Source organism: Planctobacterium sp. AWH2_060, from assembly GCF_056158425.1.
This window is the reverse complement of sequence record NZ_JBSWTG010000001.1, coordinates 3,044,905-3,057,233: the sequence shown is the minus strand read 5'-3', so window position 1 is coordinate 3,057,233 and position 12,329 is coordinate 3,044,905. Positions and strand designations below refer to the sequence as shown.

The window sequence follows — 12,329 nt, the reverse complement described above, 5'->3', positions numbered from 1 at the left end:
TGCCTTTATCTTTTTGAAGTTGTAATTTCCCACCCAGAAAGCACTATTTAAGAGTCTGAATCCGCTCTCTGATGTGTTTCTTTCCAGAAACTTAGAAAAAACTAATGGAGTAATCTGAGATTTGAAAAAAGAGAGCTGAATGGATTTTAAAGTGGATGTCTTTTTATCCATTGAATTTTCCGCGGCAGCGCCTTGTTATATGCATGCTTGACCGTGCATGAAGTAATTATTTTTTAGATATTCATCTTCACTGACAGTACGATAGAAAAAACCACGACTTACCGCGTCTGATTTATCAATTAATTTCCCTAATAAATTCAAGTTGCTAAGCTGCTTTTGGCTTAAATTATTTTTAATGATCTTTATTTGATCCTTTCCCGTGTCTGAAAGAAAAGTAGAGTACTTTCCTAGCAATCCAGCCAAGACATCAGAAACCTGGACTTCTAACATTTCTTCAGAATTAACAAATGAGTAGTTATTGACAATTACTCCTTGGTCTACGAGGTCATATTTATTGAAAATAGCTTCAATCTTTTTTTCCTCATCAAAAAAATGTTTGGAGTTTTTAAATAGGTATGTATTTCTTAAGTAATAGATAAAGAAATCGGAAATTAAAACGTGGTCCTTTTCATTCATGATGAAGAAAAGTTCGGTTGAACCTTTAGTGCTTTCCATGAACTTATTCAGAAGATACTTTCTATCCTCACTTAAAACTTCAGAGTTTTCCTTAACAAAACTAACTAAGAAGTTTGCAAACTCCTCAACCCTATCGCTCTTTATGTTTGGATATTCAAACTCTCTTAGTTTTTGTAAGAATAGAGACTCATTACTCACTATTACTTTGTATAGGTCACTTTTAAATAGCATGTGAGACAGAATGAAAAAATGTCGCTCAACATGGTTAAGGTTTTCTATCACTGAGTCTACGATATCAACAATTGACCAATATAAAACATTTAAACTGAAGTAGTGTATATAAAAATCATTATCCAGAATCCATTGCAAAAGGATTTGCAGCTTTTCGGATTTTAGAATGCTCTCAAATGAGCCCTTACCAATATGTTTAAGTTTGATTTCCTTAACTGATTCTTGTAAGCAAAGACTTTTCTTTAGTAACTCAAAATCCGCGCTGTGACACTCCCCTCTGTGAACAATCCCAGCCAATACGAAATTGCATGATTTTTCAACATTCAATCCTTTAGAGGTCAGAAGTAGCTTTCTAATATTGTTAGATTCATCATAATAAAAGGTAAACTCGTCATCGACACATTCCAGCTTCTCATACTCAATGAAAGGCTTTCTCATTTCATTCACGTCAAAGTGCATGAGGTCTCCATAATTCGTAACGCATATAACTTCCCCAATCGGGGGCTTTGAAACGTTGACTATAATGTGAAGTTAAGCGGTACCAAGCCAACTTTAAAAGTCCCACTGCATTGGTTTGTTAGCTGCAATCAGATGTAAGTTCAAATACTCCATTAGAACACAACCAGACTCTTCTAAATGGACCGCACCCGTTACGCAATGTGTGCTTGGCAATTGGAACTAATACGTCTTTTGGAAGCCCATTCCGTCCATCAACGTAAAGGACTAGTTCGATTGGTTGAGTAACTTTGTAGTTCTTTCCCAGTTTTTTTAAGAGCACATTTGATATTCCGTCACCACCAGTCGCAGAAGACACAACATCTTCACTGCGTTTAGCTGAGGCTATCGCTTCTGCAAATTCAGGCACACACGCCTCAGCCACCTCAAAATACATTGGTTCCTCAGAACAAATACAGTAGATATCTGGCTCCCCCTGGTTTGGATTTCCCTTTCGCAAGCTTCCTTCATCGAGACCTAAGCATGCTTGTTTAGACAGCTTCAATACTACCTGCTGTTCTACTTCGTATTTATCTTGTTCATTGCGCATAATATTTTCTTTGCAGCTAACAACATAATATCGACCCAACGGGTCGTTTTCATTCTTTTGTAAATTGGTAATAAATTTACCCGGATAATACCAGAAGTGGTCTGAAATAAACTTATACAACGGGTGGGCTCCCGACAACAATGAACCAATGTGGTCTTTTCCTGACTATGGGAGAAACACCCAAACAACAGATTATTTGAACAGTAATTATCGTTGTTGGGAACAATCTATTATGTAGCATACTTCCAGATGCACGATAGATTGCTTAACGATTAGAACGGAAAAGAATCTGTCTGCAAAGCATTCAAATTCTAAACCTGAAGGACGCTTTTTAATATCAAAATAAAAGTCAGGGGCATTCATCACGCTCAGCTTATTTGCAAAAATAATCACCAAGGTAAATAATTGCTCGCGAATCCGCCACTCAATTTGTGGCAACCTGAGGGGATAATATGGATATAGTAGCGAACCCGGAAAATGTGATTGAGATCTGCAACATTGCCCTCGATGCAATGAAAGCGGCGAAGTCAGATTACATAAATACTGTTTACTCCACGATTGCATCTTTGATTGTGGCCATAGGCTGGGTGCTGACATCAGCCGAGGCCAGGAAATTTATTAACGAACACAAGCTGGTTTGGAAGGCGCTGATGTTCGGTTCGGCCTTTATGTGGTTATTCCACATCGTCAACCTGACAGGCATTGCCGACAGGGCGATTAATACTGCAACTTACGTTAATAATGTCTGTAGCGGGCTGAGTGATTCTGTTTTTGCTGTCTATCAGGTTTTGTGGTGGTGGCCTTGGGCGAGCATCGCATTTAATAGTGTGCTTTTTTCAGGCTTTATCCTCATGGTATACATCATTGGAAGCGCCAAAGTGAGCAGGGTTAATACTTCAAAGGCCGGTGAACAATGTAATTGAATAAGGGCAGGCCATTGGCCTTGCCGGATTCGGTATTATTTTATTCAAACGCCTCCTACTAATGTCCCTAAGCTGAGAACATTGACAGAAATAGTGACATCAGCTTTCAGGGTGAGCTACGTCACCCTGATAAAATGGTGTGCATTTTGAGGTGCTGTTTTTTACGGATTTGAGCAACCCTGATAGTGGTGCTAAGGCGGAATCCAGTAGCGACTGTGCAATGGCGCTTTTGGGATTGGACATACTGCCATTCAGCGTTTGTTTGATATCGGCGCAACCGGCTTTATCCAGCAACGCAAAAGTAAAATCTTTAAAGGTTTTGTCGGTGGGGTTCAACTGACCTTCAAATGCCAGTCGATATTTATCGGTGGCGATGGCGGTATCTTTGAGCAGCAAGGCACCCTTATCCATTTTACTTTTGAGCTTAAATTGTGGGATCAGGGTTTCGCCACCCGAGGCATTCGCGCCACTTCCCAAATCAAATACGTTCGCTGCCAGAATACCCACAGGCCCAGTTACCAAAAAGCTGCCCACATCTTTCCAGTCACTTTCTTTACTGTCTTTGAAGCCTTTTACTATTCTGTTGATATCTACGCCCTGCAATTTACCGCCGTTTAAGCCTAACTCGATATTGCCTGACAGTGTTTTTAAAAAGGATTGTGGATCCAGAAGCAGGCCCTGGGCATCAATTAGGCCCGACAATGCCATGGTGCCAGAGGGTTTAACCGGGGAGTTTGGTATGAAGGCGTGGAATTCATCCAGATTAAGCTGGCTTTCGTTAATTTGCAGGTTGAGCCCAGACTGCCCTTCAATGTTGTTAATTTTAGCTGCCAAATCCAGCAAGCTTTTGCCGGTATTCAGCTTGATATTGAGATCACTGAGTAAGCTGTTTAGCAGGTTAGTGGGTTGGCTGATATCGCCAGCGGTTTCCAGTTGTCCCGACAGGTTTAACACCCCTAAGGAAGCCAGCGGAACTTGTGGCGCAAATGCGGCAAAATCTGCCAATGCAATTTGGCTGTCGGCAATATTGAGTGCAATGTTGGCTTCGCCTTTGGGGTTGATTAAAGTGCCTGATAAATCCAGGTGGGTGTTGTCTGTATCCAGACCCAAACTATTGATAGTAATCTTGTTTTGCGTGGCGCGCAGGCTGCCCTTTATCTTGCCGAGGTTGTTACCCTGAGCCTGCAATTGCGCAATATTGATATTGGCGCTAATGGGCGCATTGTCTTGCAAAACAATGATTTGGGCGTTTTCTGCTATCTGTAGCTCATTCAGCTGCAAGGTCAGGTTATGCACGGCAAACTGCTGCAGCGCTGAAATATCTTTCAGATTAGCGTTTTCGATAATTATTTTGTTAACGAATACTCGTTTTACCGGCAGCTTTTCAGGCGGGGCATCTGACTTATTGTCTGCAGGTGGGCGTGCGGCCAGCCAGTCATTAAGTGCCTGCATATCCAGTTGCAGATCTGGTGAACTCAGCCGTATCTCATCAACTATGATGTTCTTGCTGAAAGCATCCATGATGCTGGCATCCACGAATAAAGTACCAATCTCGCCATTAGCAATCGGCCCAGATAGCGTCAGGTTATTGATGGTAATTTTGCCGGGATTGAACAGGCTATGCTCAATATCCTCAAAGCGAATGCTGTGGCTTTCAACGTCGCTCAGATAAGGTGTGGCTTCATCCTTAAACCAGTTGGGATCCCACAGTAATGCGGCGGCAGTGATTAAGATAAAAGGAACAAGAATAACTGCAAAAAGAAGCTTTTTACCTGCGCTCATATAGCAACAACTCCATTGATGGGTTTACCCTGATACATCAAGAGTATAACAAAGATTGGTTCTGCTCAGGTTAATGGGACCAATTTACAGGCTACAAAGTTCCATGGAGTTCAGTAATTCAAAGCCTTGCTTTTCAAGGTGTTGATAGGCTTCTTTTACAGAAAAGCACTTGTGAACTTTAACTTGCGATGTACTGCCAAAGTGATGGAAAAAGTCTCCCTGATCCGCACGGTTCACTATCCATACTTCGGAAATCTGATTGCGTCTGTCTGTGCTTAAACTATTGGCAAACTGGCCGGCGATATTGTTCGCGTGAATATGGCACTGACTCATGTCCACTAACAACGCCCACTTTTTGTTGTTAATGCGTTTAACTGAATCAGCCAGTTCCGACATGTAACGCAGGTCGATGACAGGGTTCCAGTCACCTTGTAAAGTTACCTGAATCACTTTTTTTTGCGTATTGATCTTGTAATGAGGGTTATTCATTGTCGTCAGTGAAGATAATGAGCAAAGTCAGACTACATGGTGTTTGTGACGATATGATTAAGTTGATTCAGGTTCATAGCTCAAAACCATACTGATTGAGCCAAAGTTGTGCGCTCTCCAGGCTGGTGCATCGCTTTAAGGGAATGCCGGCCTTTTCAATAAAGTGAATTAAATGGGCTCCCTGGTCCATGTTTTCTACAATCCAGCATTCCATTACCTGGTTACGCCGGTCCATATGAAAAGCGGTTTTTTGTTTGAATTGCAGTATTTCGCTGCTTACTTCCCAGCCGCGCATATCCACCACTAAGCCCCATGGAGCCGCCTGCATATTGCGCATAGCCATTGCCAGATCATTGAGATAAGCCAAATCAGACTTGTTATCCCAGTCCCCCTCCAAGTCTACCTTGATTAACTGCTTTTTTACGACGACCTGATAGGATGGCAACATAGTGAATTTTCAATAAAATAACTGAATATAAATTTACCATAACTGCATAAATAGGAAAGCGTAGGGGCAAATAAGTTAGCCTGCCTAGGTGGCCAGTGTAAAATGTAACTTATTATTGAATTGCTTAGAGCAGGCGGGATTTGGTTTTACAAGATCCCTGCCTTTTTCACTTTGAGATAGGTATTGATGGTGGATGGGGTAATGCCTGTGGCTTTGGCGGAAATACAGATCGCCCCGAAGGCTTCCAGCGCTTTTTGATTGCGGGCAATACGCCCGGTTAAATCCTGAGCGGCAAGCCAGGTTCCTGCGCTTAGCCGGGTGTCTATAGGCTGCTGGTTTACCTCGTCAAACAAGCTATCCTGGATGCTGGCTACCACGACCAGGTGGTGTTTTTGCAATAATTTAACAGCCAGCAGAAGATCTGAAAAATCCTCATCTCGTAAACAACTAACCAGCATTACCAGAGAGCGTTTTGGGCATTTTTCAATGAGCTGACTGGCCGCCTGCAGATAGTCACTGGCGACACTTTGTGGGTGCAGATCGAAAAAGTGATTGAGTACCTGGCTAATGGCTTCCACGCCTTTAACCTTGCCTAACCATCGGTTTGATTGCCCAAAGCTCATCAGACTGAGTTCGTCACCGTTTTTTAAAATGGTGTGTGACAGGGCAATCAGAGTGTTCAGTGCATGGTCAAAGTACTGCAGTTCATTGTCCTGCACCATCATGCGTTGTCCGGCGTCTAACATGATCACCACTGATTGATTTTTTTCGTCCTGAAACTCTCTGGAGATTAATTTATTAAAGCGGCTGGTGGCGCGCCAGTCTACCTGACGCAACGACTCACCGGTGCGGTAGTCTCTGAGCTGTTTAAAATCCATGCCGCTACCGCGTTTATGAAACTGACGAATACCGGTTTGGTTCAGTACCGCACTGCCTTTTAATCCGGACAAGTCGTGGAGCATGCGAAAATCGGGATATACCCGTACCTCAGCAGGTAAGGAATACAGCCAGTCAAAATGCCACAATCCAAGGTCGGAGCGCACCCGACATTCTATACCGGGAAGGGAAAATAATCCTCGTAGTCCTGGAGTCGTTTGATACTGAATTTCATGCTCAGATTGGGCACTGATACTGTGCTCTGCTAGGGATACATCATGTGCCCAACTGGGCGGTAGCAAATCCGCCAGCGCAAGGCGAATATGTCTGTTGCTGTCGTTGTGGATGGTAAGAGTTGTTGCGACCGGATTATTGACCGACAGATTAGAGTTTAGCGTCCGAGAGATCTTCAGGTTCGGGCTGAATCCGGCACGAAAGGCATCCCAAAGGCTGATAACCAGCATTAGTGAAACGAGGATAGCAGTCCATTGCAGGCCCGAAACTGGTTGGCTTTGCTGGGGCAATAATGCATCGTAGGACAGACACAATAACGCCAAAATCAGCAGGACCACCAGCAGTTTCAGGGTCGGTTTAAATCCGGTTAACTTCATTGTCTGGGAGCCGCCACCGATGACACGATTTCATTAATGACTTCATCCACCTGGTCACCGGAAATTTCCCGATCTGCCGATAAGATGATGCGGTGGCGTAAAATGGGTTTAGTCAGGCGCTTGATCATATCCGGTGTCACAAAATTACTACCTTCAGCGACGGCCGTGGCTTTGGCGCATTCCACCAGTGCCAATGAAGCCCGGACACCAGCGCCGTGGGTGATGCCACTCCACTGGCGAGTGGCGCGCACTAGCTCTACCGCATAGCGCACAATGGCTTCATCCACAGTAACAGCCTTAATCAGTTGTCGGATCGTGGCCAGATCGCTTTCGCTTAGTACTGCATCAAGCTGGCCAACCCGGTCAGCGATATGCCTTTCGTTGTTGTTCATCGCCAGCTGAATTTCTTCTTCCTGACTGGGGTAGTCCATCACTACCTTCATTAAAAAGCGATCCAGCTCGGCTTCTGGTAGCGGGTAGGTGCCTTCGCTGTCCAGCGGGTTTTGCGTAGCCAATACCATAAAAGGATTGCCTACAGCAAAGGTTTCACCGTCGATGGTGACCTGGCGCTCCTGCATAACTTCCAGCAGTGCAGCCTGGGTTTTCGCGGGGGCACGGTTGATTTCATCCGCCAGCAACAGGTTGGTAAACACCGGCCCTTTGCGCACTTCAAACTGTCCAGTGTGCATTACTAACATGGAGTGGCCAGTAATATCGGCAGGCATCATGTCAGGTGTAAACTGAATGCGTTTGCACTGTAACGACAAGCTGCGGGAAAAAGCCTGCACTAATAAGGTTTTACCCAGGCCCGGAACCCCTTCCAACAGAATGTGACCATTGGCTAGAAAAGAGGTGATGACCTGCTCGATAACGCTCTGCTGTCCATGCACCACTTGTTGAATATTGCTTTTTAACGCCACAATCTGTTGTTGCGCCGTTTGATAAGCCTGTTCTGAATGAATTTCCTCACTCATAAATGATTCCTTATTTGCTGTAAATTTTTAACTAAAGCAACGTAGTCTTTTTCTGTGGCTGGTTGCCAGTCGTCAAGTGAATGCGTAATGATTTCGGGCGGTAGTTGCGCCCGCTCAGCCAAAGCAGGCAACACTTTTTGCCATTGCGAGGCGTCTCTGAGAGAGAAAGCGCTGACAATGTCTTGTTTTATGGTTTTTCTGATTTGGGTCAGCTGTTCGTAGTGTTTATCCTGTTGCCAGAAATAATTAGCACTGGCTTCAAGGTGTAGTTGGAAAGAAGATGGGTTTTGAGTTTTAGGTGTCTGAATCGCGCCAAACCGCATAGCCCACAACCACAAACCCAGAATCAGCGTCAGCCCCAGGAATATCATAGATCCGGGACTCAGGTAGAACAGTGATGTCAGCCAATGGGGTTGATCTGAGCTGCCAAAAATAACAACTTTGTTTTTATCGGAAAACAGGAAATTGGCGAACACCACATTGTCGTATTCGTTGATCTGGTTATTGGTCCAGATTTCTACGTCTGTCATCAAGGTAACATAACCCTCGGACAGGTTTTTCTGCACTATGGTGGTGCCAGACGATGTACCGGACCAGAAGTCATTGTCTTTATCGATAAAGTCGGAGGCAAAACTGTATTCGGTTTCCAGGTTGACGTTGATATGGTAATGACTTAGCTCTATCTGAGTTTCCAGATAGCTGGGTTGCTCCGGCCATTCAAAACGCACCCCCAGCTTCTCGAATAACTGGTTGGCCGGGATTTGGCTGGTTTCTTCATATCTCAGCCCGGACAGGATCAGAAATCCACCGCGTTTCACCCAGCTTAAAATACTGTCTGCCAGTTCCTCACTGATGACCACTTCTGCCAGTCGAAACACCACAATAGTATTGGTATCCAATTGCTCAAAGTAGGCGACGCTCAGCCGGTTGGGGTCGTAGCCTTGTATCACTTCCAGCTCAATGTTGTCGGTTTGCAGGTAGTGTTGCAATACGGCAAAGGGCCTATCGTAAAATTTGTCTAACTGTGACTCGGGTTCGTAGGTTTTGTTGATACTGATACCCTGATAGATGTATCCCAGCAACATCAGGCACAGCAGCGCAATCAGCATTCGCAATGGGGTTATGGCACTCATTCAGCTTTCCCCTGTTGCGCAAAAAGCTCCGACCAAAGACTGTGTAATTGCCGCAAAGTTTCCGGATTGGCGGGATTGTGGCTCCAGGCGATTCGAATCCACTGGGCAAAAAGCAGTTGAAAGTAATGCTGTTCTGACTTGTTGCTGGCCTGGCTAATCTTGCTTAAGCATTCTTGCTCGGTATCTGATTTGTGCAATTGTAATGGGTATTTGTTTTGCAATTGCTGTAGCGAGTTGATTAGCAACAGAGAAAGAAACAGACGCCAGTTCTGTGCATCGAGCGCGTTTGCTATAGCTTGTGGATAGTCGGTGGTTTTTCCTGATGTTAAGATTGTCCCAGAGGAGACAAAATCGGGTATGACGGCCTGTTTTGGCGTTTCAGTTGGTGCCGTTTTGGCACTGAACAATTGACGTATCTGGTGCCGGGTCAGCCACAAAATCAACAGCAAGACTCCGCCAAACACTAGCCAGAATATCAGTTCCCCAAACTCTGCGATAATCGCCACGTATTTAAGCAAATCCAGGCCGTTGCCCTTATCCTGCTTATCAGGTTCACTTTGCCATTGCCAACCGTTCCATTGCCAGTCGTATTGTTCTACCTGTTCGCTGAATGGTTCTGTAGCCAGAATATTTTCGATTTTTTGTTTTTCAGAAAGTGCCCACTGTTCGGTTTCTTGTCGCAGTGCCAGTTGTTCCGGGGTAAGTTCTGAGGCGTCTTCTGATTGTTCGCTGCTCTCGCTGTCGTACTCGGATTGAGCATGCGCCAGATTTATTGAGCTATCCATTGCGCCGACAAAAAAGCATACCAGGGTGGCTGCTGCGGCAGTTTTTATAGTCTTTTTCAATGAGCTTTGGATGCCTTTGAACTGTAACTCGATGTCCCAACCTTCCAGTATGATGCGACGATTCAGGTAGGCCATAAAACTGCCTGCCTGGTAGATAGGTGCCATCATCCACATAGCGATAAAGACCAGCAGATTGTTGAGCAGGAAGCTGGAGTCTGTCTCCTCAATAAAAAAGTCGAAAATTGAAAAGCTGTTGCCCTCTGGGGTCAGCATCATGATCAGACTTAAGCAGGCCACCATGATAAAAGTTTCCAGGTGCACACAGATAATTAACCACCAATAAACGCCACTGCTTTTTCGGTGTAGTACTTTTAATCGCTGACTGCGTCTGTCCCCGGTCAGCCCCTCTAACTGGCTGACAGCAAGATTAAAACCGCGATTGGGTGAAAGGCGACGCCATAACAGGGCGGGTAATAACTGGCTTTTCAGCAGTGCAGGCATCGCCTGTAAGGTGGACTTGATGCTGGTACTCTGCTGAAAGATATTGCGGCTGATGATATGCAAAAGCCCCATTTCAAACAGGGGTTTCAACCACCACAGCAGTATGATGCCCCACTCTGGCGACAGCAACATGGCAAACAAAAGCACAGGTAAGGCACTAATAAACCAGAAGCCATATAGTGGTTTCCACCAGTGAATGGCTAGTTTGGTGCCAAGATCAAAGGATTGCCAGTTGTCTCGCGGATGCAGTTCAATGGCGATTTTACCTGGCTCCATACAGACTCCCTTTTAGCACATAGGCCAGCATCCAGAGCCAGCAAAATCCGCCTACAATAAATTTCACGTTGGCGGACACCATGGTGGTGGAAGACCAAAACGCCTCAACAAAAGCCGCCAGTATTAACAATAAAAAGGCGAGTAAAACGATGGGGTAAGCCGATTTTCCTGCCTGCTTCAGAGATTCCGCTCGACTTAGTTGCCCTGGGGCAATGAGTTTGTGGCCCACGATTAAGCCTGCGGCGGCGGATAGCACTATCGCTGTGAGTTCAAAGGAGCCGTGGGTGATAACGAATGAAAAGAAGTTTTCGCTGAATCCCACATTAACCATATGGGCGGAGATGACACCAAAATAAATGCCGTTGAACAGTAAGAAGAACAGGGTACCAAAACCCAATAAAATTCCCCCCACAAAGCACTGAAATGCAATTGAGATATTGTTGTAGATGTAATAACCAAACATCTCAAAATCCCCGGAAGAGTGGCGCTCTTCGGTAAACAGGGGTTTTTCCTGGTTATACATCATTTCAATTTGAGTCAGGCTGTCCACCGACATGTTCTGATAGACGAATTGTGGCCAAACCAGGGTAAGGATAAAAAACAATAAGCCGGAACCGTAAAACAGCAGATGCGCCCACAGTACGTAGATACGTTGTTGGTAAAGGGCTTGTGGAAAATCCTGCAATAGCCAGCGGCGCATGGAGGAAAACTGCAATCTTTGATTTTGATAAAGTATTTTTTGCCCGTCGATAAGCATTTTATTTAACCGGGCAATCAGGGTAGGGCTGTAATATCGGTCTTTTGCTAAGGTCAGATCATGGCACAACTGACGATACAGTGCGGTGAACTGGGCCTTGTTGGCGTTTTCACCCTGATTAATGATGGTGACAAACTCGCTCCAGCTGGCCTCGCGTTGTTTTATAAAGTCTGACTGCTTCATGATTTCCCTATTATCTGCGCCGCCAAAATCTGAATTTTTTCCCTGTCACTTAAATCGCTATCTGGAAAAATATCCGCTATTAAGTGTGCCAGCTCGTCTGCTCTTTCGGTGGTAAAGCTGTCCATGCGTTCATTAAAGCTCAGAATCGCCCCTTGTTCCTTGAGTGTTAGGGGCACTGTAATTTTGATATTTCTGTCGTCTGAGGAGGTGTTATAAAATCGATTTTCCGGCTCGTAGATCACCAGGGTTCCGGCCACTATGTCGCCCAGACGTTGGAATTTTTGGTTGAGCACCAGAGTAACCGCACCAAAAATGTAGGCAAAAGGCAAAAAGTCGATGGCGCGAAACAGGTTGCGGGTTAACGAACCGGCAAAAGAGATATTCAGGCCATTGTCCTGCACTACTTTGATTTTATAGATTCGTTTGCCGGGAGTGGCTCCCAGAAATACTTCAAAGATGACCGGATAGAACCATTCCAGTAAAAACCAGCTCAACAACAAAATGCCGGAACCAAACTGGCCCAGTTGGCCTACCAGCAGGGCTATGGCAATAAAGCAGACGATGCGGATCAGCATATCCACGGCAAACGCCATCACCCGTATACCCAATCCGGCGGGCGTAAGCTCGATCTCTGCGCCTTCGGGGAGCGCGACTTTTATTTGATTGTCAAAAGGCATGT

The 12,329-nt window shown here is 45.0% G+C and carries 12 protein-coding genes; 1 reads left to right on the top strand and 11 read right to left on the bottom strand.

The features are described from left to right. Positions 1-195: 195 nt before the first annotated feature. Together ACXAD8_RS13010 and ACXAD8_RS13005 are read right to left on the bottom strand one after the other, a co-directional pair. Positions 196-1,326 carry a DUF3800 domain-containing protein gene (locus ACXAD8_RS13010; RefSeq protein ID WP_475229273.1) on the bottom strand — a complete coding sequence of 377 codons (1,131 nt, stop codon included), beginning with the start codon at positions 1,324-1,326 and terminating at the stop codon, positions 196-198. Positions 1,327-1,444: 118 nt separating this feature from the next. Further along, positions 1,445-2,032, bottom strand: a complete 588-nt coding sequence (locus ACXAD8_RS13005; protein WP_475229271.1) for a hypothetical protein — start codon at positions 2,030-2,032, stop codon at positions 1,445-1,447. Positions 2,033-2,364: 332 nt separating this feature from the next. Here ACXAD8_RS13005 and ACXAD8_RS13000 point away from each other — a divergent pair, with 332 nt between their 5' ends. After that, complete coding sequence (locus ACXAD8_RS13000) at positions 2,365-2,835, top strand: hypothetical protein (RefSeq protein WP_475229268.1); 471 nt, start codon at positions 2,365-2,367, stop codon at positions 2,833-2,835. A 99-nt stretch (positions 2,836-2,934) separates the two neighbouring features. Here ACXAD8_RS13000 and ACXAD8_RS12995 read toward each other — a convergent pair whose 3' ends face one another. The 9 genes from ACXAD8_RS12995 to ACXAD8_RS12955 all read right to left on the bottom strand — a co-directional run bounded on the left by ACXAD8_RS12995 (position 2,935) and on the right by ACXAD8_RS12955 (position 12,327). Next, positions 2,935-4,617: an AsmA family protein gene (locus ACXAD8_RS12995; RefSeq protein WP_475229265.1), complete on the bottom strand. Its 1,683-nt coding sequence runs from the start codon at positions 4,615-4,617 to the stop codon at positions 2,935-2,937. An 84-nt stretch (positions 4,618-4,701) separates the two neighbouring features. Then, the gene (locus ACXAD8_RS12990; protein ID WP_475229262.1) at positions 4,702-5,106 is read right to left on the bottom strand and encodes a hypothetical protein; all 405 of its coding nucleotides are present in this window, start codon (positions 5,104-5,106) and stop codon (positions 4,702-4,704) included. Positions 5,107-5,179: 73 nt separating this feature from the next. Next, a complete protein-coding gene (locus ACXAD8_RS12985; RefSeq protein ID WP_475229259.1) occupies positions 5,180-5,554 on the bottom strand; it encodes a hypothetical protein in 375 nt (124 codons plus the stop codon). Positions 5,555-5,700: 146 nt separating this feature from the next. Next, positions 5,701-7,041 (bottom strand): DUF58 domain-containing protein, encoded by a 1,341-nt coding sequence (locus ACXAD8_RS12980; protein ID WP_475229257.1) that lies wholly within the window; start codon positions 7,039-7,041, stop codon positions 5,701-5,703. After that, entirely contained in the window at positions 7,038-8,015 is a 978-nt protein-coding gene (locus tag ACXAD8_RS12975; protein WP_475229255.1) for an AAA family ATPase, read from the bottom strand. The genes ACXAD8_RS12980 and ACXAD8_RS12975 overlap by 4 nt, the downstream gene beginning before the upstream one ends. Continuing rightward, positions 8,012-9,148, bottom strand: coding sequence for a DUF4350 domain-containing protein (locus ACXAD8_RS12970; RefSeq protein WP_475229253.1), 1,137 nt, complete (start codon positions 9,146-9,148; stop codon positions 8,012-8,014). Before ACXAD8_RS12970 ends, ACXAD8_RS12975 begins: the two co-directional genes overlap by 4 nt. Beyond that, positions 9,145-10,710 carry a hypothetical protein gene (locus ACXAD8_RS12965; protein WP_475229251.1) on the bottom strand — a complete coding sequence of 522 codons (1,566 nt, stop codon included), beginning with the start codon at positions 10,708-10,710 and terminating at the stop codon, positions 9,145-9,147. Before ACXAD8_RS12965 ends, ACXAD8_RS12970 begins: the two co-directional genes overlap by 4 nt. After that, on the bottom strand, positions 10,697-11,650 hold the full coding sequence (locus ACXAD8_RS12960) for a stage II sporulation protein M (RefSeq protein ID WP_475229248.1): 954 nt from the start codon (positions 11,648-11,650) through the stop codon (positions 10,697-10,699). The genes ACXAD8_RS12965 and ACXAD8_RS12960 overlap by 14 nt, the downstream gene beginning before the upstream one ends. Beyond that, positions 11,647-12,327, bottom strand: a complete 681-nt coding sequence (locus ACXAD8_RS12955) for an RDD family protein (RefSeq protein ID WP_475229246.1) — start codon at positions 12,325-12,327, stop codon at positions 11,647-11,649. The genes ACXAD8_RS12960 and ACXAD8_RS12955 overlap by 4 nt, the downstream gene beginning before the upstream one ends. Positions 12,328-12,329 lie beyond the last annotated feature (2 nt).

Bases quoted from the DNA above. Each gene is read 5' to 3' on its own strand.
- ACXAD8_RS12970 (WP_475229253.1), bottom strand. From the start codon at position 9,148: ATGAGTGCCATAACCCCATTGCGAATGCTGATTGCGCTGCTGTGCCTG.
- ACXAD8_RS12975 (WP_475229255.1), bottom strand. From the start codon at position 8,015: ATGAGTGAGGAAATTCATTCAGAACAGGCTTATCAAACGGCGCAACAA.
- ACXAD8_RS12980 (WP_475229257.1), bottom strand. From the start codon at position 7,041: ATGAAGTTAACCGGATTTAAACCGACCCTGAAACTGCTGGTGGTCCTG.
- ACXAD8_RS12995 (WP_475229265.1), bottom strand. From the start codon at position 4,617: ATGAGCGCAGGTAAAAAGCTTCTTTTTGCAGTTATTCTTGTTCCTTTT.
- ACXAD8_RS12985 (WP_475229259.1), bottom strand. From the start codon at position 5,554: ATGTTGCCATCCTATCAGGTCGTCGTAAAAAAGCAGTTAATCAAGGTA.
- ACXAD8_RS13000 (WP_475229268.1), top strand. From the start codon at position 2,365: ATGGATATAGTAGCGAACCCGGAAAATGTGATTGAGATCTGCAACATT.
- ACXAD8_RS13010 (WP_475229273.1), bottom strand. From the start codon at position 1,326: ATGCACTTTGACGTGAATGAAATGAGAAAGCCTTTCATTGAGTATGAG.
- ACXAD8_RS12960 (WP_475229248.1), bottom strand. From the start codon at position 11,650: ATGAAGCAGTCAGACTTTATAAAACAACGCGAGGCCAGCTGGAGCGAG.
- ACXAD8_RS12965 (WP_475229251.1), bottom strand. From the start codon at position 10,710: ATGGAGCCAGGTAAAATCGCCATTGAACTGCATCCGCGAGACAACTGG.
- ACXAD8_RS12955 (WP_475229246.1), bottom strand. From the start codon at position 12,327: ATGCCTTTTGACAATCAAATAAAAGTCGCGCTCCCCGAAGGCGCAGAG.
- ACXAD8_RS12990 (WP_475229262.1), bottom strand. From the start codon at position 5,106: ATGAATAACCCTCATTACAAGATCAATACGCAAAAAAAAGTGATTCAG.